Origin of the sequence: Lysinibacter cavernae, assembly GCF_011758565.1 — a bacterium.
GTDB lineage: Bacteria > Actinomycetota > Actinomycetes > Actinomycetales > Microbacteriaceae > Lysinibacter > Lysinibacter cavernae.
In genome coordinates this window covers 2,190,123-2,210,339 of record NZ_JAAMOX010000001.1, presented here as the reverse complement: position 1 = coordinate 2,210,339, position 20,217 = coordinate 2,190,123, and the positions used below count along the sequence as shown (strand labels likewise).

Here is a 20,217-nt window from a genome sequence, read left to right as displayed (position 1 = left end):
CCCGCAATTGTTGAGCGGCAGCCGTTTGGTGGGTGGAAGCGGTCCTCCGTTGGCGCCGGTTTCCAGGCTGGCGGCCCGAACACGTTGCTCGCGCTTGGCGGGTGGCGCCCGGAAGAAGGAGCCAAGAGCTCAACGCTCCATTTGCGCGGGCTGTCGGCGTGGGTGACAAGTCTCATCGAGGCCGCGCAGCAGTCGCTCGACTACGAAGAATTTGATGTGCTGCGCCGGGCCGCACTGAGCGACGCCTATCTGTGGGGCACGGAACTGAGCGAGGTGCACGACGTCTCGCGTCTTGGCATCGAGCGCAACCTGCAGCGCTACTGGCCGGCGCCCGTCATGGTTCGAGTGGCCGAGGGCAGCACGCTCAACGATGCGCTTCGAGTGATCGTGGCCGGGTTGCTCGCCCGCGCCCCGCTGACGTTGAGCGTTTCGCGGCCGCTTCCCGGCGCCATCATGAAGGTCCTCACCGATTTGGATGTGTCGGTGAGCATCGAATCGGATGCCGACTGGCTGGAACGCGTCGCCGTCGGCATCGACGGGGTTTCGCGCATCCGCCTGGTCGGGGGAGACCGTGCCGCTACGGCACGCGCGGCCGTTGCACATCCTGACGTGACCTTGTTTGCCGAACCGGTTACCAACGCCGGGCGATTGGAGCTGCTCCCATTCTTGCGCGAGCAGTCGCTGAGCATCACGGCCCACCGCTTCGGAGTGCCGTCATCGCTCACCGATTCGCTCTTCTAGCGGCTGACTCGACCCGAACGATTCATTCGACCTGACCCAAATGTGTCTATTTCCCGGGAAATAGACACATTTGGGTCAGGTGGATTGGTTGGATGCGTTGGATGCGCGTGCGAGGAAGAGCCCGCGTACCCTCGCGGCCGTGACCCTCGGTTCGCGGTAGAGGCCGTGAGCTCGCACTCGGTAGACGTGCCACCTCTTCCGCCCCGAAGCGATACACGCGGGGTCATGTCGTGTTCGTACTGTGCGGTGTTTGTGCGGTGCTGATCGCCGTCATACTCACACGATGAGTTTCGCCTCGGGGTAGACAAGGTCCGCCCGACCGATGCGCACACCAAACCGGTCCCTGATGACGGGGTTGAGGTTGGGCTCTGGCAATCCGGCGGCGCTGAAGGAGGAGGCGCAAATGAGTCCTCAGGGCGGAATCCGAGCCTTCACGGATTAACGGGAGGGCCCGCCGAACGCTTGGCTTTACCCCTGCGACAAACGCGCCCGCCGCTGAGATGAGCTGCGCTGCGGATGTATACGGCCTTGGATCGTTCCTATCTGGGTATTCGGAAACCGGATGAGGTAGTCGCCCGCTGCACAAGGTCGGTCGGCTCGTGAGTGCGCTCGTGCGAGTTGCAACCACGTTGATACGACATCCGCTACAGGAACTCCGAGTCTGACGTACGATGCTCCCGCCGGGACGGTCGAACTGAAAACCGTGATGCCAGCGGCCCGTCGCGCCCGCAGCGGCGGCTGTGTCGCAACGTGGAGCGTAGGGATGGGCTGGCCATCTGGTGTGGGTGGTGGTTCGCTGTGTGGATACGCGAGCACTGGTGCTGGTTGGTTGTGCGGGTTCCCTGGTGTGGGTGGTGGTTGGTTGTGAGGGTTCCCGGGTGTGGGTGCTGGTTGGTTGTGCTGACTCCCGAGCCCCGGCGCTGGTTGGTTGTGCGGATTCCCCGGCATCAGGGGTGGTTGACCAGGCAGGCCCCCGATAGCTCGGGATGCCGTGTCCCATCGTCGTTGAACAGGTTCGCCCATTGGCTCGGCAGCGGGATGCCCCAGAGCGAGGCCGCGGTGACCCCTCCAAAACACTCTCCTGGCCGCAGGCGTGGGGCGAAGGCCACGCAGAGGCTGTGCAGGGTGTAATTCGCTGCCGCGTGCATCCTCACCCCATGGAACGGCGCAACGAGATCCGAAGACAGGAGGCGCGTTGGCCGAACGCCCCGCGCGGATGCTTCACGTACGTCAAAGGAACGCGCGCGCAGTTCGTCGGGTAGCGGAATGTATCTGGCCATGCGGTGATTCTGCCCGAACCGCCAAAGACGCGTGAAAATTATCCACAGCCGTGAATCGATGTGACGCAAATGTGTCTATTTCGCGGGAAATAGACACATTTGGGTCAGGTGGATTGCTGGAGGCCATGGGCGTGTGTGTGGTCGGGCCAACTTGACACTCGGCCGCTGATAACTCAGTATTAGTCACGCGCTTGTTGCTTGGCAGAGATCAAAAGTTGTCTATTAGTAACTATTTGTCTCACGTAACAGCGCCTGAACTGAAACGGACCTGAGCAATGACGCGCGAAACCCCTGCCGCACTGACTTCCCAAGAAGTGGCCTCCGCCGCTGACCACCTCGTCGCGGCCTTCTCCTCGATGGATGCCGACGCCTACTTTGGCTCGTTTGCGCCCGACGCGACCTTTATCTTTTACCCAGAACAGGCCAGGCTCAATGCCCGCGCCGAATACGAAGCCCTGTGGGCCGAATGGGTCGAAGGCGGCTGGAAGATCACCGGATGCGAGAGCAGCAACCAGCTCATCCAGATCGCCGGAGACACGGGAATCTTTACCCACGACGTTGCCACAAGCATCGAGGTCGACGGCACGGCCGAGACCCTGCACGAGCGCGAAACGATCGTGTTTGTGCGTGACGAAACCGGCGCGATCGTTGCCGTGCACGAGCACCTGTCGCCAACGCCAGCGGCCAACCCAGAGGAGGCGGTCGAATGAGCGCGCCCGGCACAACAAGTGGTTCCATCTGGCAGCGAATGAACAACCGCCTCGACGAGAACTCCGAAGGGCACGGCCCGATTCGGGGAACCCTGTCGCTCGGTCGAATCGGGATGATCTGGCTCGCCTCAAACCTCGTTGTCACAACGATGCTCACGGGCACGCTGTTTGTGCCTGGTGTCACCTTCGTTGAGGCGCTCATCTTCATCGTGCTCGGAACGGTGCTTGGCGCCATTGTGTTGGTCGCGGTTGGCACGATGGGCACGCGCACTGGTCTCTCGACGATGTCGCTGACGAGGGGCTCATTCGGCATAAAGGGCTCGTTTGTTCCGGTTGCGGCCAACGTGGTCATCCTCATGGGATGGAGCTGGGTCCAGGCGATGCTCGCCGGCGTGACCGTCAACTACCTGGTCGCTGAGGCGACGGGCTTCAGCAACCCCATCCTCTTCTCGGTGCTGTGTGAGCTTGTGGTTGTTGCCCTCGCGATCTTTGGGCACGAGGGAATCTCGAAGGTTGAGCCGTGGCTTGGTCTCGTCATTCTCGCGTTTATGGGCTACGTCTTTACCGTTGCGTTCACAAGCAGCCCCATCGCAGAGTATGTTGCCATCCCAGCCGATAAGGCGCTCGGCTACACGGGCGTTGTTGTGCTCGATATTGTGATCTCCACGGCCATCTCGTGGACCGTGCTCTCGGCAGACATTACGCGCTTTGCGAAGACCCAAAAGGGCGCCGTGCTCGGAACGGGCATTGGCTACATCGTGTCGACCGTGCTGGCGATGACGCTCGGCGTCGTGGCGATTTCATACGTAATCCTCAACGGTGGCGAGGCCGTATCGTTCGATCCGACCATTGTTGTGGCCAGCTTTGGGGCCCCGCTTGCCATCGTCATCCTGCTCTCGGTGCTCGCGACCAACACCATGGCCGTATACGGCATGGTGACGTCGATTGTGAACGCGCAGTCGAAGCGCAAGATTCGCTTCCTCCCGACGGCGCTTGTTGTTGGGTTCATCTCGATCTTCGGTTCGAGCTGGCTCGCGCTGCTTGACCAGTTCACCGCCTTCCTGACGGTCATCGGCTCGCTGTTTGTGCCGGTCTTTGCGATCATGATTATTGACTACTACGTCATTAACAAGGGCTTCTACGGCAAGGACATCCTCAACGAAAACGGTGGCGGACGCTACTGGTTCAAGCGGGGCATTAACTGGGCAGCCGTCATTATTTGGGCAGCGTGCGCGACGCTCTCGTTTATGCTCACCTACGTGTGGGTCAGCCCGATCGGTGCCACAATCCCCACGTTTATCGTGACCGTGATCCTCTATTTGAGCTGGTCGCTCGCGACCAAACGCATGGTGACGGAGCGCACGCCATCCACTCACCTGCTCGATCAGGGCGCGGCAGAATAGGGGCGAGAGGATTTCAGATGCGCGTTGTTGACCTGAGTCACCAGATTTCGACGGGGATGCCGGTATTTCCGGGCGACCCTGCCGTGCGCATCCGCGAGGCCGCCTCGATCGAGGCCCACGGATTCCGTGTGTGCGAGCTCCACCTCGGCTCCCACTCTGGAACCCACCTCGACGCGCCCTCGCACACCGTTCCGGCTGGGCCAACGCTCGATCAGCTGACCTTGGGGCAGCTCATCGGCGAGGCTCGGGTGGTGCGGGTTCCGGATGCCTCGGCGCTGTCAGTCATCAGCCTCGACACTGTCCGCGACCAACTTGACGGCGTCGGACCAAACACCATGGTGCTGTTTGACACTGGCTGGTCGCAATACTTTGGCGAAGACGAGTACTACCGCCATCCGTCGTTGGATGTTGGCATCGCCCATTTCCTTATCGAGCACGGCGTGACGGTGCTCGGTGTTGACACGCTCAACCCCGATCACACGCCTGCGGCTGACGAGGAATTTGTGGGGCTGCCCGTCCACGACGCCTTCCTTGGTGCCGGCAACGTCATCATCGAAAACCTCACCAACCTTGCGGCTATTGATTGGCCGCGGCCGACCGTTATTGCCCTTCCCCTCAGCCTCGGCGCTGTTGACGGTTCGCCCGTTCGTGTCGTCGCCGTCCAGGGTCTCAGCTCACACACCTCCGCGTCGCAGTAATACCCAACTCGCGCGCATCCCATCCCTACGAAAGGACACTACGAATGACCGATCAGCTCAAGTATCCGCACCTCCCCTCAACGCTGAGCGCCAACGCCCCTCGCGTTGTTTCAGGTGGAAACATTGGCCCGGTGAACTCGGCGCTGGTGCCGCGGTTCAGCGGCCCGGCAACCTTCGCCCTGCTGCCAACCATTCAAGAGGTTGAGCACGCGGATGTCGCTGTAATCGGTGTGCCCTGGGATGCCGGCGTTTCGTTCCGTCCGGGAGCGCGCTTTGGCCCTGAGCACATCCGCTCGGCCAGCCGTCTGCTGCGTCCGTATAACCCTGCCCTTGACGTGGAGCCCTTTGGCCTGCAGCAGGTTGTTGACGGCGGCGACGTTGCCATCAACCCGTTTAACATCAACGAGGCCATCGAGGTGCTTCAGGAATCCACCGGGCAGCTCGTTCGTTCCGGCACGCGGCTCGTGACCCTTGGTGGGGACCACACGATTGCGCTCCCGCTGCTGCGCTCCGTCGCCGAAACACACGGCCCCGTTGCGCTGCTGCACTTCGACGCGCACCTCGACACGTGGGACACGTACTTTGGCGCCGAATACACCCACGGAACGCCGTTCCGCCGCGCGGTTGAAGAGGGCCTGCTTGACACCGAGGCTATCTGCCACGTTGGAACCCGCGGGCCGCTCTATGGTCACCGCGACCTCGAAGACGACCGCCGCTTTGGCTTTGGCATCGTGACCTCGGCCGACGTGTTCCGCAAGGGCGTCGACGAGATCGTGGCGTCGCTGCGCGACCGCATCGGCGATCGCCCGCTCTACATCTCGATCGACATCGATGTGCTCGACCCTGCACACGCGCCGGGAACGGGAACGCCTGAAGCCGGCGGCCTGACCTCGCGTGAGCTGCTTGAGATCCTGCGCGGTTTGAAGGGCATCAACGTGGTTGGCGCCGATGTGGTTGAGGTCGCACCGGCGTACGACCACGCCGAGCTCACCGGAGTTGCCGCCTCGCACGTCGCGTACGACCTGCTGTCGCTGCTCGCGCTTCGCGACAACAAGTAGTACGTACGCAACAGCGCCCCGTCCTTGCACAAGGACGGGGCGCTGTTGTCATATCTGCGGGCGATGCGGCATCCGTTCGCCACTCGTTGCGAAATCCAGGCCGGAATTTCGCAATCAGCGGCGAACGGATGACCGTTCAGGCCTACTTCTTCTTGGCCGTGGCCTTCGCGGCTGCGGCCGCCGTTGCCGGCGCGACCAAGCGCGGCGACAGGCGCTGCAGCTGGGTCACGTGTGACGGGTTGAGCTCGTCGATGCTGTTCACACCGAGCAGCTTCATGGTGCGCACGATCTCGCTCTGCAGGATCTCGATGGCGCGGTCAACGCCCTCGCGCCCGCCGGCCATGAGGCCGTACAGGTACGCGCGGCCGATCATCGTGAACTTGGCGCCGAGCGCGACGGCTGCAACAACATCCGCACCGGACATGATGCCCGTGTCGAGGTGGATCTCGGTGTCGTTTCCGACCTCGCGAACGACCTCTGGCAGCAGGTGGAAGGGGATGGGGGCGCGGTCGAGCTGGCGGCCGCCGTGGTTCGAGAGGGTGATGCCGTCGACGCCCATTGCGGTGAGGCGCTTGGCATCTTCGAGGTTCTGCACGCCCTTGACCACAACTTTGCCTGGCCACTGGTCGCGAATCCAGGCCAGGTCGTCAAAGTCGACGGTTGGGTCAAACATGGTGTCGAGCAGCTCGGCGACGGTGCCAGACCAGCGGTCGATCGAGGCGAAGGCGAGGGGCTCTGTGGTGAGGAAGTCGATCCACCACCACGGGCGAGGCAGGGCGTTGATGACGGTTCCTGGCGTGAGCGCCGGCGGAATCGACATGCCGTTGCGCTTATCGCGGTGGCGGGCGCCTGCAACGGGAACGTCAACCGTCACGAGGAGGGTGTCGTAGCCTGCCTTGGCGGCCCGGTCTACGAGCGCCATCGAGCGGTCGCGGTCCTTCCACATGTAGAGCTGGAACCAGTTGCGCCCGTTGGGGTTGGCTGCCTTCACGTCTTCAATGGATGAGGTGCCCATGGTTGACAGGGCAAACGGGATGCCTGCCGCGCCTGCAGCGGATGCCCCTGCGATTTCACCCTCGGTCTGCATCATGCGAGTGAAGCCGGTTGGCGCGATACCAAACGGCATCGAAACGGTGTCGCCGAGCACTTCGGTGTGCGTTGAAGCGTTCTCAACGTTGCGCAGGATCGAGGGGTGGAACTCGATGTCCTCAAAGGCCTGGCGTGCGCGGGCGAGCGAGATTTCGGACTCGGCCGAGCCATCCGTGTAATCGAACGGCGCTTTTGGCGTGCGGCGCTTTGCGATGTCGCGGAGGTCGTAAATGGTCAGGGCCGAGTCGAGGCGGCGCTTGCGGCCGTTGAGCTCTGGCATCTTGAACTGCATGAGCGGCGCGAGGTCGCGCGGGTTGGGAAAGCGGCGTTGAACCATGGTTATCCTTCGGGTGTTTGGTGGTCAGAAATTTGGGTCTCGGCGTAGTATCCGCTGATGTGGGCGGTGATGCGGTCGCTGGCCGTATCGGCATCCTTCGCCTCGATTGACTCAAGGATGCCGCGGTGTTCGTGCTGCAGGCGGCGCGCGGTTGTCGCCCAATCGGGCAGGCTCGCTGACGCATCGATGACGTAGTGCTCGATGGCGCTGCGAAGGCCCGCCATGGTTGAGGTGAGCACGTCGTTGCCGGCTGCCTCTGCGAGTGAGAGGTGATACTGCGCGTCGAGCAGTAGGTATTCGGTTTCGGTGAGGTCGTGCTGTTCCATCGCCTCGAGTAGGGTCTTTGGCTCGTCGAGGTTGGGGCTGGATGCCGTTGCGAGCTCGCGGGCGACGGCCGATTCAAGGATGAGTCGCGTCTTGACTACGTCGCGAACTGCAAATCCCTGCGCCGCCACCTGAAGCCGCATGAGCATGCTCATGCCTCCGGAGGGACGCGAAACGATGATGGCACCCGAGGTTGGGCCCGAGCCGGTCTGCGTGCGGATGAGGCCGAGCGCTTCGAGCACACGGAGCGCCTCCCGAACGGATGAGCGGCCAACATCGAGGTCGGCGGCAAGGGCGCGCTCGCCTGGCAGGTGGTCGCCTGGGCTGAGTTCGCCGGAGGAGAGCTGCGCCTCGATGTGGGCGAGCACAAGCTCCCATGCTTTTGGGGTGGTCATGCTTCGCCTCCTTCGCGCGTGCGGGTCATGTGGTCAGACCACACAACTATAGCTCGTTTTTTGTGACTTTGGGGCGGTGTTTTTGTTGTGGCTACATTCTTGAATGTTGTCTGCGGCGGAATGCGGGTCGGTGGGTTGTAGTGTGGAGTAACGCGACTCAGGAGGGCACCGCAGTGGTTGAGGATGTGCTTGGCACGATCAAGCGGTCACTCGCGACCCTGAGCGCAACCGAGCGTAAGGTCGCTGAGAGCGTTCTTGCAGAACCCGGCGTCGTCGTTGAGAACACGGTTACCGAGCTCGCTGAACGTTGTGGAGTGTCGTCCGCGACGGTGGCGCGGTTTTGTCAGACGCTTGGTTTTTCTGGCTATCGCCAGTTCAGGCTTGAGGTTGCAACGACGCTCAGTCGAGAGCAAGCAGAGCGTAATCGGTTCGAGATTGTTGACGATGAGATTGACCCGTCTGACGGTATCGAAGATGTCATCTCGAAGGTGCTGTATCACGAGGTCCTCGCGATCGAGCAGACAATGCGAGGTCTCGATCGCCCGAGCGTTGAGCAAGCGTCGAAGGCGCTCGTCCATGCGAATCGGATTGAGGTCTGCGGATTTGGTGCGAGTGGCATCACCGCCCATGACTTACATCAGAAGCTCAGTCGCATCGGCCGACCTTCGAGCTACAGTCCCGACGTGCACTTTGTTCTTCCTTCAGCTTCGCTGCTGGGAAAGGGTGACGTCTTGGTTGCCTTTTCGCATTCGGGTGCGACCGCCGAAACGCTGAGTGTTGCCGAAGTAGCAGCCTCGGCCGGCGCGACCGTGGTTGTTGTGACGAACTCTCCAGCGTCGTACCTTGCTCGGGCTGCTGGCGTTCTGCTCATTACCCAGGCGAGGGAGAGTCGCTACCGCTCGGGCGCCATGGCGAGTCGAACCGCGCAGCATGCTGTTGTGGATGTCTTGTTTACGCGAGTAACTCAGGCGCTCTTTGATGAATCGTCAGAGTCGTTGCGACGTACCTATGAGTCGGTTCAGGGGCATCGCCGCGTGCTCTAGCGGGACCGAGCGGGGTGGTCGATTTATCGGCGCTTCATTCAATCAATCGGGAGCCACGGTCTCTTGTTTCTGTGGGCACTGTGGCCTCTTTGTTTTCTGTGGGCACTGTGGCCTCTTTGTGATTATCATGTAAATAAGTTTCACAAATTCACGTTTGTATGTAATATTTATTCAGACGGGAATATCGAGCACGCATCCGTTTCGCAGTGTGCTCAACCGCTACGCAGGCGATCAATGAAGATGGGAATGTAATGTCGGCAGGCAAATCGAGAAGCGACCAACTCGCAACCGATGAGGACGTTCTTGGGCTTGTCTCGTTGAATTCGCCAACCGAAGAACGGAACCCGCGCACAGTCGATATTGATGTGCTCAGCACACTAGACCTTGTAGCCCTCATAAACGATGAGGATGGGGCCGTGATGACCGCCGTTGAAGGCGTTCGCGAAACACTTGCGAACACCGTGGATGCCGCTGTCGAGACGATTACAGCTGGCGGGCGAGTCCACTACTTTGGCGCAGGAACATCCGGACGTCTCGGGGTGCTTGATGCTGTCGAGCTTCTCCCAACGTATGCGGTGGGCACTGAATGGTTTGAGGCGCACATCGCCGGCGGCGTCGATGCGATGTTCAGAGCGGCAGAAGGGATAGAGGATCGTCCCGAAAGTGGTCGGGTCGACGCTGCCGATGTCCGGCGCGGTGACCTTGTGATTGGGATTGCTGCCAGCGGTCGAACACCGTATGTGGCCGGCGCATTTGATGTGGCTGATGAACGTGGCGCGCGGACAGCCCTTGTGAGTTCCAACCCATTTGCTGAGTTGGCGCCTCGCGTGGAGTTTGCGATTCTCCTCGACACTGGTCCGGAAGTGATTACGGGTTCAACCCGTATGAAAGCGGCAACCGCTCAAAAGATCGTGCTCAACACGTTCTCAACTGCCACCATGATCAAGCTGGGCAAGACCTACTCCAATCTGATGATTGACGTGTTACCAACCAACAAGAAGCTCAGAGCCCGGATCATTCGGCTACTGGTTCAGGCAACGGGCATCGAGCCCGGTCGTTGCGAAGGCATACTCATCCAAGCCGATGGAGATATCAAAGTTGCGCTGCTCGTTCTTCTGCAAGAGCGAGATGCTCAGCCGATGCGCCCGGCGGACGCCACTATCGTCGACCGGGTGAGCACCGCCCGTGATGCGCTCAAACGAAGCGGGGGAATCATCCGCAACGCCAAGGCACTGCTCGACGCGGAAACCACCCAAGACTCAATCGAGGCACAGTAACCAAACGAATTACACCAATCCAAAGGAGGAATGGTCAGAATGAAACCATCACGGATACTCACCGTCACCGCAATCGCTGCGGCAACTCTGCTCACAGTAGCGGGCTGTTCTCCGTCGTCTTCTTCGACGGCGGCAGGTGGCGGAAGTGCGGAAAACTGCTCAGGCGACGTCACCAACCTGAGCGTCTGGTCTTGGCGCACTGAGGACGTTAAGACCTACGAGAAGATTTTTGATGCGTTTGAGCAAGAGAATCCGTGCATCACGATCGAATTTCAGGCCTTCAAGAACACCGAGTACCAGCAGATCCTGCAGACGGGTCTCGGAGGTTCGGACGGCCCCGACGTCGCTCAGGTCCGGGCATACGGCCAGTTGCAGCCGTTTGTTGAGGGAGGAAGCCTTGTGGCCCTTGACGATATTGTCCCAGAGGTCAAAGACTTTGACGAGACAACGCTGAACGGGGCAAAAGGAAAAGCCGATGGCAAGATCTACGGTGTTCCCTTCGCAACCCAGACACTCCAGGTCTACTACAACAAGAAGATTTTCAAAGACAATAATCTTGAAGTCCCAACCACCTGGGACGAATTTGTTGACGTGAATGAGGCCCTCGTCAAAGCAGGAATAACCCCACTCTCCGTTGGCGCGCGTGACGCGTGGATACTGCCAATGGTCCATGACATCTTTGGATCGGCGCAGTATGGCGGTTCTGAGTTTGAAGCCAAGATCTTGGCAGGCGATACCACCTTTGATGACCCGAACTACGTGGGATCCATCGAGACGCTCAAGAGCCTTGAGCCGTTCATGCCGAAGGATGTGGTTGGGGTCAGCTACACCGATTCGCAGGTGCTCTTTACCAGTGAGCAGGCCGCAATGTTCCCTGGAGGATCATTCGAGCTCAGTTTCTTCCAGAAGCAGAATCCGAATCTTGATCTTGGGGTCTTCCAAGCACCGATTCCGAAGGACAGCGTGCTTGATCACAGCGTGACGCCAAGCTATGCCGACGGCAACTGGGCGATTAGCGCAACCTCGAAGAAGCAAGAGGCCGCCGAGACCCTGACCAAGTGGTTTGCGACGGCCGAATTTGGCCAACTGGTGGCGGATGAACTCAAGCAGTTCTCGCCGGTTCCAGGAGTCACTTACAACGACCCCGTCATGAAAGAGACCTGGGATCTCTACCAGGAGGCCTCGTCTCCGTACCTGCTCCTTGTCGATTTCCGATACGGCCAGCCGCTCGGAAGCGACCTCATGGGTGAGGGCGGGCAGCAGCTATTCCTTGGTGAACTGGATGCTGCCGGTGTCGCCAGCAAGATTCAAACTGGCGTCTCCCAGTGGTTCACTCCCCGGTAAATAACCTCAGCGCGGTGACCGGGCATCAACGCCCGGTCACCGTTATCCGTCAGCGTTATGTAGAGGAAAGATTGAAGTGAGCACCTCAGTTCGAGTTCGCAAGCGACAGGGCGTATCTGGAGCGTTGCCTCAGCGCGTTGCCTGGCTATTTATACTGCCGGCAGCGGTTATCTTCAGCATTTTTGTGCTGTATCCGATGGGCACGGCCCTGACGTATGCCATGTTTGAATGGCAGGGCACGAACCGGGGTGGATTTGTCGGTATCGAGAATTTCCTCAAGCTGTTTACCGAGGAGCCGTACCGCACGCAGATTCCTCGAGCCTTTCTTCATAACTTCTTGTTGTTTGGCGCTGCCATGATCGTGCAGAACTCGGTTGGGCTCTTTCTCGCCGAGCTCTTGCATCGACGTAAGAAGTTCAAGCGGTTGTTTCAAACGCTGTTTACGATGCCCTACCTTGTAAGCCCGCTCGTTGTTGGCTACCTGTGGTCGCTCATGCTCTCGCCTCTCTTCGGGCCGGTAAACGCAATCCTTAAACTCATCGGGCTTGAATCACTCGCACAACCGTGGCTTGGCCAGCCAAGCACCGCAATCTGGGTCGTTGTGTTGGTAACCGCCTGGCAGTGGATTGGATTTCCGCTGCTGCTCTACGGCGCTGCCCTCGGCGGCATCCCCCAAGAATTGGAAGAAGCGGCGTCGCTCGATGGAGCCAACCCGTGGCAACGGTTTACCCGCATTACCTTCCCCATGATTTTGCCGATCATCGGCACGGTGAGCGTTCTGACATTCATCGGGGCCATGGAAGCGTTCCCGATTCCCTATGCACTTGGCGGGTCGGCCGGCAGCCCGGCAGGAGCCACAGACGTGATGTCACTCGTGTTCTACCGAACTTCGTTTGAATCCGGAGCCACCAATGCCATCGGAGTCTCGTCGGCTATAGCGATTCTGCTGTTCCTGGTTATCTTCGGATTCTCAATCCTGTTTACACGGTGGTTCCGTCGCACCGAGAGGAAGCTCTTTTAGTCATGTCTCAAATCACACGCACCACATCAGACGGCAACCGTCCGGGAACCGAAATCAAGACCGCTCCATCCGAGCCGATCGATCGTGCATCTGCTCGGGGCAAGCGACGCGGCCCCCGGCCGAGCCTTGGCGCGCAGTTCATGTCGTCAACGGTGCTGTGGGTCTACGCGTTCATCGCGATTACTCCGCTGTTGCTGATGCTCATGAACTCGTTCAGGACCAACCAGGAACTCGCGACCCAGCCCCTTGGCCTTCCCCTTAGCCCGGATTTTTCGAGCTACCAGCGTGCCTGGATTGAAGCATCCTTCAGCACGTATTTTGTGAACTCGCTCGTAGTGACGATTGCCTCGGTTGTACTTTCGACTGTTGTTTCACTGCTCGCGGCGTATGGACTCGCTCGGTCGCAATCAAAGGTGCTGCAGGTCGTTGAATCGATCTTTGTGTCTGGCCTCATGATGCCCGTGTACCTCATGATCGTTCCTATCTTTTATCTGCTGGATTCGATGGGAATGGTGAGTACGCGGGAGGGCCTTATTCTTGTCTACACAGCGGTGAGCATTCCCTTCTCCGTCTTTGTGCTTGGAGCTTTCTTCCGGCAGCTGCCACTTGAACTTGAGGAAGCAGCCCGCATTGATGGTGCAGGGCCGTTCCGCATATTCTGGGCGGTCATGGTTCCGCTCGTGCGGCCAGCGATTGCAACGGTCATCATTTTTCGATTTGTGCCGATTTGGAACGACTTTTTCTACCCGCTCATCCTCATTCGGGACCCAAGCAAGTACACGCTTCCTGTTGGTCTTACCTCGTTCTTCGGTGAATATCAGACGGATTGGTCAACGCTGTTTGCGGGGCTCGTCATCGCCACGCTGCCGCTTATCGTCCTTTTCCTCTTGGCAACAAAACAGATAGTGGCGGGCCTCACAGCTGGGATGGGGAAATGAGTCAGGTCAAACCAGCGCCATCGATCAGCGGCATCGTCGCTATCGATGTTGGCGGTTCTGGCAGTCGTGGGGCTTGGGTTCCTCTTGGTTCTGCCAAGAGGATGGCTGGCGAGTCCGTCACTGTCGTCGGGCCGCGGATTCGTGTGACCGCTGCTGGGGTGAACCACGCAGCGGTTGTTGCCGAGATCCTTGATCGACTCATGACCCAACTCGGCGAATTTGACGAGTCTTGTGGTGCCGTGTGCGTTGGAGCGAGCGGGTTATTGGGGCTCACCGCCGGGGCAGAGGACGTTCATGATGTCATTCGCGACCGGTTCCCCGCGGCACGGAGCTTGGTCGCCTCCGACGCAGTGACGGCGGCCGTTGGTGCCCTTGGGGGGCGTGCGGGAGCAGTCGTGGCAGCTGGCACCGGGGCTATCGCCATGGGAACGGACCTTGGAACGATCTGGAAACGAGTTGACGGCTGGGGCCACGTGCTCGGTGATGCCGGAGGGGGCGCTTGGCTTGGAGCCAAGGCGCTTGCCGTTGCGCTCGAACAGTTTGATGGGCGACGCTCGGATGCGGGCGCGCTCGAGAATGCTGCGGTTCGCCGCTTTGGGCAGCTCACTGAGCTTCCGCGACAGATTTACACCAACGATGAACGTGCCGGCCTATTGGCATCATTCGTTCCTGACGTGGTCGCGCTGAGCGAAGCAGGTCATGAGCCGGCCGTCCAACTCTGTGTTGCTGCTGGGCAGGAGCTCGCCAAATCAACGGCGGCAGCCATGGTCGAAGGGGTGCCGCATCGCGCGTCGTGGACGGGCGGTCTGCTGAGCCAGAGGAGCCCAATCACGGAACATTTTGGCGCTCGGCTCCGCCAGATTGTTCCCGACCTTGAGTTGTGCGAGCCCGTTGGGTCACCGCTCGACGGGGCCGTGTTTCTTGCCGCAGGACTTGCGGAGGATGCGGTCGCCAGCCCAGCGTCGCTGAGCATTCCGCCCCTTGCCGAAACGCCGTTCGCCTCATTCAGAGAAGGAAATGTTCATGTCTCTCGCTAATTCGTACGTCGAGTCGCTCCGCGGTGGTCTGGTCGTTTCGTGCCAGGCCCGCGCAGATAATCCCCTGCACGGCCCGGTATTTATGGCTGCAATGGCAAAGGCGGCCGAGCTCGGCGGAGCCGTTGGGATTCGGGCTCAGGGGTTTGACGATATCGCTGCAATTGTTGATGCCACTGCATTGCCGATCATTGGTATCCGGAAGGATTTTGCGGCCGGCGACGTCTACATCACCCCGTCACTCGCAGACGCAACCATCGTGCGTGACGCCGGTGCCCAGATCATTGCGCTTGATGCCACTGATCGGCCGCGACCGGGAGGAATTACGGCTCCCGAACTTATCCGCTCAATCCGCGAGGAACTTGCATTACCGGTCATGGCAGACGTTGACACGGTGTCGGCCGGACTTGCTGCTGCCGAGGCGGGTGCCGAGCTTATCGCGACGACGCTGTCTGGCTACACGGGTGGCAGTGTTCCCCCGGAAGCGGATTACGACCTGATTGCTGCGCTCGTTGCCGAAGGGCTGACGGTTGTTGCCGAGGGACGAATTCGCGACGCTCGGGATGTCGAGAGGGCCTTTGGCGCCGGAGCCTTTTCGGTGGTGGTTGGCACTGCCGTGACGAACCCCTGGCGGATCACCGAGCGTCTGGTGTCTGGTCTGCCTCCTCGTTGAATCGCCTGCCGCGCTCCGTTGTGAGGGTTGGCTGAGGTTCAAGCGTTTTTGCGCAATCGAGTGCGGGATATTCCCCGCATTTCCAGGGAAACCTGGTGGATATCCCGCCCTCGATTTGTAGCCTGGCACGGAAGTACCCTGAATGCTAGTTGTTTCCGTGGACGCGGCTGAACCCTGCTAGCTCTGCACGACGACGATCGGGTCTGTTGTTGGCTGCTTCGAGCCGCCCTCAGGTTCGATTGTGATACCGACGGCGTCGCCTGCCGACATCTCGCCGTCGAGCAGGACCATTTTGACCCCGTCGGTTGGGGTGAAGGTTCCGGCGGGAACCGCCCCGTCGGCTCCGATAAACCACAGTTCGTAGACCTTGCCCTCTGGCAAGGCCCCGAAGCCAGCCGCGGCCACGGCTGCGCGGCCGTGCGTTGGTGACCACATCACGGTTGCGGAGCCGCTGCCGTCGGCCAGTGGGGCGGTTGCGCCCTTGAGGTCATCGGATTCGAGTAGCGTACTCAGCGCCTGGGCCTGCTGCGTTGCTTCGGAGTTGCTCACTATGAGCTGGTTCACCCCCATGCCGCCGAGGAATAGCGCGATGGCGGCCGCAGCGGCGAGGATGCTGTTGCGAAGTCGGGCCGAGCGCGCGCGGCCGATGGGGATGACGTTGGACGGGGGATGGGGCGTGTGGTTGTCAGTGTCTACGGTGTTGGAGGTCACTGCGTTGTTGGTTGGAATGGGGGCGGGAATATTGGCAGGAGCAGGAGCAGGAGCAGGAGCAGGAGCAGGAGCAGGAGCATCCCCCTGCTGCGGCAGTGAAGCAATCTGGCTTAAGAGTGAACTGCGGAGCCCAGCCGAGGGCTGTACGGGAGCAACCGCCTGGCCGAGCAGCGCAGCGGTCTCTTGGTATCCGGCAAGCTCGTTGGCAAGCGCGGGGTCGGTGGAGGCTTGGTCAGCGACGGCGCAAGCATCGGCCTGATCGAGTGCGTCGAGTGCGGAGGCGGCGGCATCGAGGCTCGCGTCGGGCGAGGGTGACGATGCTGCTTCGACCGTCTGTGCGTCGTCGTGTGTCTCGTCGTGGCGCTCGTCGTCGCGTTGATTGCTGCTCATGATGTCACCCCCAATTCTTGTCTGAGTCTGGTCATTCCGTCGCGTATTCGCGTTTTGATGGTGCCGAGCGGCACCGAAAGATGGGCCGCGATCTCTGTTTGAGAATACCCGGCATAGTAGGCAAGTACGACGGCCTCGCGCTGTGGCGGGCTGATGTTTTCAAGCGCCCGTTGGACTCTCGCGTGTTCCACGTGCAACTCTGCCTGTTCCGAAACAGGGTCGTAGTCGACCGGGGTGTCTCGGATGCCGATTCGTTCGTCGCGCGTGCGGGTCGACTCGGAGGACCGAACCCGATCAACTGCCCTGCGGTGCGCACGTGTCATGATCCAAGCCATGGCGCTTCCGCGTTCTTGCTCGAACGACCTGGCCTGCTGCCAAATCTCGAGGAAGATTTCTTGCGTCACCTCTTCGGACTGCGCATGATCGCGAAGGATGTGCTGCACAAGGCCCATGACGCGCGATCCGAGCTCGTCGTAGAGCTCAGTAAACGCTCCCTGGTCGCCGGCCTGAACCCTGGTGAGGAGGGCGGTAAGCTTCGCCGCCGGGCCGGCCACGGTATCCGCCTCACCGTGGTGCTGAGCCGGCACTGATGCTGATGCTGCCCGTGAAGTGGACCCAGCCCCAGACGCAGACCCAGCTCCAAACTCAACCTCAGACTCAACCTCAACCTCAGACTCAGCCCCAGACTCAACCTCAGACCCAGCCCGCGAAGCAGCCCCAGAAGCAGACGAGGAATCGCCAAGCGTCGCTTCGTGTGCCGCGCCGTCCCCCTGCATTCGACTAGCTTGCCGCAGTTCGGGGGTCTCTGGGAAGGGGGTTTGGTAAGTTGCCAGGTCTGCTGGCCTATCCAAAAGTAAATGAGTAGGCATCTACTCCTCCTGACAGCGTGACCTCGAGGGTGCCGGTGGTGCCGGTCTTGCCCTCGAAGACGGGATACGAATCCGGTGGGCCGCTGACGTCGAAGGTCTCGGAGGTGCCGTCTCGTGTCACCGTGACCGAGCCTTCACCGCCAAGCACCATGCGAACGGTCTGTGCCGTGAATTTGAGGCGCACCGTTCCGTTCGGAGACGTGATCCCTTGGCTGGTGAGGTTCCAGTCACCGTTCAGCGCGAAGGTGTCGGCTGGTTGGTTTGACGGGTAGTCGAAGGACGCTTCGCCAAGGGTGTAGTCAGTGCCTGCGAAGTTCACTGCTTTTGTTGGGCTCAGGTAGGTCTCCTGAGTGGTGCTTCCGTTTGTTGGCGTTTGGTCGGCAACCTCGGTTGCGGCCGGCAGCTTCACCTCTGGGTTTGCGTCGGTGAGGAGTTCTCGGATGAGCTTTTCGGTCGTTTGGTAGCCGCCCTCGCCAAACTTGATGTGCCGCACGGTGCCCTCGGCGTCGATGAGGTAGTGGGCAGGCCAGTAACGGTTGCGGTAGTTGGTCCAGGTTGAGAGATTGTTATCGAGCCCGACCGGATAGGTGATGCCCTGCTTTTCCATGCTCGCCTTCACATTGCCCACCTCTTTTTCGAAGGCATATTCCGGTGAGTGAATACCAACAACCGTGAGCCCGGCGTCTTTATACGTGTCTGACCAGCTCGCGACGTGGGGGATCGAGCGGAGGCAATTGATGCAGGAATAGGCCCAGAAATCGATGAGCACCACCTGGCCCTTGAGCTGTTTTAGGTCGATGGCCGAGCCATCTTTGGTATTGAGCCAGGTGTCTATCCCCGTAATATCTGGCGCGGTGCCGCAGCTTTCGAGCTCTTCGGAGCCGTTGCTGCACTTATCGAGATTCTTGTTTTGGTCGTTGACCAGGCCACCAAGGTCGAGGGCCTGCTTCACCTGCTCGGAATTGTTGAATGTGTCTTGTAGCCCGGCCGTGTAGTCAGGAATGAGTTTTTGGATGGCCTGGGGAAGATCAAATACGAGCCCGATTGCGAGGGCAATCATGAGAATGCCTCCCGTGATACGGATGCCCTTCTGACGTTTGCGGAATGCCTTGACCCGTTCGGCAACGCGCCGCCCCGCGAGTGCAAAAGCGAGCAGTGGAATCGCGGTGCCGATTGCAAACGAAACCGTGAGAACGACCGTCTCAACGCCGATGGACCCGGTTGAGCCAGCCACCGTAATCGCGGCCAGAACCGGCCCGGCGCACGGAACATAGATTGCTCCGAGGGCAAAGCCGAGACCAAATCCGCGGCGCTCTGGATTGACCTGCTTTTGTGGGAACCGAGCAAATGGTCGTTCAATAAGGTGCTGCAGCGGTGGGAAAATGAGCCCAAGCCCGATGAGCAGCAAGACGATCAGGGCGGCCCAGCGCAGTACGTCCTGCGGAAGGCCGAGCAGGCTGATGATGATTGAGCCGAGCAGGGTAAACAGGCTGAAGCTGACGACGAGCCCACCAACAACTTGGTATGGGCGCCAGCGTGACGCGACGCGGGTCACTGGTTCGTCTGCCTCCACTGGTCCGGTGGAGGTTGCGGTGTTGGTGACCGTAGCTGTGCTGTTCGCGGCCGCCGGCAGTGTGGCAGTGGGGGATGTTGTCGTGCTTGAAGGTGCGCCGTCGTTGCGAGTACCTTTGCTGCCGCTGCCGCTGCCGCTGCCTGAACGTCTATCGCCCGTGCCCGTGCCCGCGCCTGGGCGGCCGCTGCCACCTGTGCCCCGAGCGCTTTCGGCGCCGCCGGAGAAGAAGATCACGGGCAGCACCGGAAGGATGCACGGCGATATGCCCGTGATGAGGCCTCCGATGAGGCCAATGAGCGCCAGGGTAAGCATGGTGTCCTTTCCTGCGCCGCCGGAACCGGTGCGCGTCTGAAAGGTATTCGGTGCCAACGACAAAACGGTTTGGAGTTGCCCCGCCAGAGCGCCAAAGCTGGCCGGTTGGTGGACGGGAGTGCGCATCCGTTCGGCAGGGATTGCACATAGGAACACGGGAAAAGCGCAGATCGGCAGAGCAGAACGACGGCGCGTGCCGTCAAGGCATCACCGCTCAGAAAAAGAATTTGAAAAACTTTCCATCCGATTGCTGGAGGGTTCCGAATACCTGTCAACAGCCGCCGCAAACGCGGTGGGCCGGAAACGGTCACTATTGAAGGAGAAGACCAATGAGAACACGTCGAGCACTCTTTACCGCTCTCGCCGCAGCATCGATGCTGGCCCTGAGCGCCTGTTCCATGAGCGGTAGCAGCTCCGAGACCACCAAGCCAGCGGCCTCAGAGAAGGCACCCGCAACGTCGGAACCAACCGAAACCAGCGACGGCATGATGGCCGACCCCGCAGCCAACCTGGTTGGGAGCGGATGTGCCGCCTACGCCGAGCAGGTTCCGGATGGCGCCGGTTCCATTACCGGGATGTCGCAAGACCCGGTCGCGGTAGCCGCCTCAAACAACCCGCTGCTGACGACGCTCGTTGCCGCGGTATCCGGCCAGCTGAACCCGGATGTCAACTTGGTTGACACCCTCAACGGCTCAGAATTTACGGTCTTCGCGCCAGTGGATGACGCCTTTGCCAAGATCGACGCCGCCACCATCGACACGCTCAAGACGGACTCGGCGCTGCTCACCAAGATCCTCACGTACCACGTGGTTCCCGGACAGATCCTGCCCGACGCCATTGACGGCGAACACACAACGGTTGAGGGCCAGGCGCTCACTGTTACCGGCTCTGGTGACTCGATTATGGTCGGCGATGCCAAGGTGATCTGTGGTGGAGTGAAGACAGCAAACGCGACGGTCTACCTCGTTGACTCGGTGCTCATGCCCCCGATGTAACC

General features: G+C 60.6%; 18 protein-coding genes and 1 pseudogene. 13 read left to right on the top strand and 6 right to left on the bottom strand.

Translation table 11 applies throughout. The features are described from left to right. Positions 1 to 741, top strand: a pseudogene (locus FHX76_RS09535) (1-pyrroline-5-carboxylate dehydrogenase); the annotation flags it as partial. A 947-nt stretch (positions 742 to 1,688) separates the two neighbouring features. Here the strand turns inward: FHX76_RS09535 and FHX76_RS09530 are convergent. After that, positions 1,689 to 2,021 (bottom strand): hypothetical protein, encoded by a 333-nt coding sequence (locus FHX76_RS09530; RefSeq protein WP_167150147.1) that lies wholly within the window; start codon positions 2,019 to 2,021, stop codon positions 1,689 to 1,691. A gap of 275 nt (positions 2,022 to 2,296) precedes the next feature. On the opposite strand from FHX76_RS09530, the gene FHX76_RS09525 reads away from it, so the two are divergent. The 4 genes from FHX76_RS09525 to speB are packed head-to-tail and all read left to right on the top strand — an operon-like array spanning position 2,297 to position 5,890. Continuing rightward, entirely contained in the window at positions 2,297 to 2,731 is a 435-nt protein-coding gene (locus tag FHX76_RS09525) for a YybH family protein (RefSeq protein WP_167150146.1), read from the top strand. Beyond that, positions 2,728 to 4,134, top strand: a complete 1,407-nt coding sequence (locus FHX76_RS09520) for a purine-cytosine permease family protein (protein ID WP_243848603.1) — start codon at positions 2,728 to 2,730, stop codon at positions 4,132 to 4,134. The genes FHX76_RS09525 and FHX76_RS09520 overlap by 4 nt, the downstream gene beginning before the upstream one ends. 17 nt (positions 4,135 to 4,151) lie before the next feature. Continuing rightward, on the top strand, positions 4,152 to 4,832 hold the full coding sequence (locus tag FHX76_RS09515; RefSeq protein WP_167150144.1) for a cyclase family protein: 681 nt from the start codon (positions 4,152 to 4,154) through the stop codon (positions 4,830 to 4,832). Between the two features lie 44 nt (positions 4,833 to 4,876). Next, complete coding sequence (speB, locus tag FHX76_RS09510; protein ID WP_167150142.1) at positions 4,877 to 5,890, top strand: agmatinase; 1,014 nt, start codon at positions 4,877 to 4,879, stop codon at positions 5,888 to 5,890. Positions 5,891 to 6,032: 142 nt separating this feature from the next. On the opposite strand, the gene FHX76_RS09505 is transcribed toward speB, so the two are convergent. Continuing rightward, entirely contained in the window at positions 6,033 to 7,316 is a 1,284-nt protein-coding gene (locus tag FHX76_RS09505) for an alpha-hydroxy acid oxidase (protein ID WP_167150140.1), read from the bottom strand. 2 nt (positions 7,317 to 7,318) lie between these two features. Next, positions 7,319 to 8,035, bottom strand: a complete 717-nt coding sequence (locus FHX76_RS09500) for a FadR/GntR family transcriptional regulator (protein WP_167150138.1) — start codon at positions 8,033 to 8,035, stop codon at positions 7,319 to 7,321. Between the two features lie 140 nt (positions 8,036 to 8,175). On the opposite strand from FHX76_RS09500, the gene FHX76_RS09495 reads away from it, so the two are divergent. From FHX76_RS09495 to FHX76_RS09465, 7 genes are all read left to right on the top strand, one after another. After that, the gene (locus FHX76_RS09495) at positions 8,176 to 9,078 is read left to right on the top strand and encodes a MurR/RpiR family transcriptional regulator (RefSeq protein WP_341777906.1); all 903 of its coding nucleotides are present in this window, start codon (positions 8,176 to 8,178) and stop codon (positions 9,076 to 9,078) included. Between the two features lie 251 nt (positions 9,079 to 9,329). Then, positions 9,330 to 10,355 (top strand): N-acetylmuramic acid 6-phosphate etherase, encoded by a 1,026-nt coding sequence (murQ, locus tag FHX76_RS09490; protein WP_167150134.1) that lies wholly within the window; start codon positions 9,330 to 9,332, stop codon positions 10,353 to 10,355. Between the two features lie 39 nt (positions 10,356 to 10,394). Further along, positions 10,395 to 11,699, top strand: a complete 1,305-nt coding sequence (locus FHX76_RS09485) for an ABC transporter substrate-binding protein (RefSeq protein WP_167150132.1) — start codon at positions 10,395 to 10,397, stop codon at positions 11,697 to 11,699. A gap of 76 nt (positions 11,700 to 11,775) precedes the next feature. Further along, on the top strand, positions 11,776 to 12,720 hold the full coding sequence (locus tag FHX76_RS09480) for a carbohydrate ABC transporter permease (protein WP_341777905.1): 945 nt from the start codon (positions 11,776 to 11,778) through the stop codon (positions 12,718 to 12,720). Between the two features lie 2 nt (positions 12,721 to 12,722). Beyond that, positions 12,723 to 13,658, top strand: a complete 936-nt coding sequence (locus FHX76_RS09475) for a carbohydrate ABC transporter permease (RefSeq protein ID WP_167150130.1) — start codon at positions 12,723 to 12,725, stop codon at positions 13,656 to 13,658. Next, positions 13,655 to 14,695, top strand: a complete 1,041-nt coding sequence (locus FHX76_RS09470; RefSeq protein ID WP_167150128.1) for an N-acetylglucosamine kinase — start codon at positions 13,655 to 13,657, stop codon at positions 14,693 to 14,695. Before FHX76_RS09475 ends, FHX76_RS09470 begins: the two co-directional genes overlap by 4 nt. Continuing rightward, the gene (locus FHX76_RS09465) at positions 14,682 to 15,365 is read left to right on the top strand and encodes an N-acetylmannosamine-6-phosphate 2-epimerase (RefSeq protein WP_167150126.1); all 684 of its coding nucleotides are present in this window, start codon (positions 14,682 to 14,684) and stop codon (positions 15,363 to 15,365) included. The genes FHX76_RS09470 and FHX76_RS09465 overlap by 14 nt, the downstream gene beginning before the upstream one ends. Positions 15,366 to 15,542: 177 nt before the next feature. On the opposite strand, the gene FHX76_RS09460 is transcribed toward FHX76_RS09465, so the two are convergent. From FHX76_RS09460 to FHX76_RS09450, 3 genes are all read right to left on the bottom strand, one after another. Next, entirely contained in the window at positions 15,543 to 16,466 is a 924-nt protein-coding gene (locus tag FHX76_RS09460; protein ID WP_167150124.1) for an anti-sigma factor, read from the bottom strand. Further along, positions 16,463 to 17,242, bottom strand: a complete 780-nt coding sequence (sigK, locus tag FHX76_RS09455) for an ECF RNA polymerase sigma factor SigK (RefSeq protein WP_208402491.1) — start codon at positions 17,240 to 17,242, stop codon at positions 16,463 to 16,465. Before sigK ends, FHX76_RS09460 begins: the two co-directional genes overlap by 4 nt. A 67-nt stretch (positions 17,243 to 17,309) precedes the next feature. Next, complete coding sequence (locus FHX76_RS09450; protein ID WP_167150479.1) at positions 17,310 to 19,220, bottom strand: cytochrome c biogenesis protein DipZ; 1,911 nt, start codon at positions 19,218 to 19,220, stop codon at positions 17,310 to 17,312. A 329-nt stretch (positions 19,221 to 19,549) separates the two neighbouring features. Here FHX76_RS09450 and FHX76_RS09445 point away from each other — a divergent pair, with 329 nt between their 5' ends. Beyond that, on the top strand, positions 19,550 to 20,215 hold the full coding sequence (locus tag FHX76_RS09445) for a fasciclin domain-containing protein (RefSeq protein ID WP_167150122.1): 666 nt from the start codon (positions 19,550 to 19,552) through the stop codon (positions 20,213 to 20,215). Positions 20,216 to 20,217: the final 2 nt, after the last annotated feature.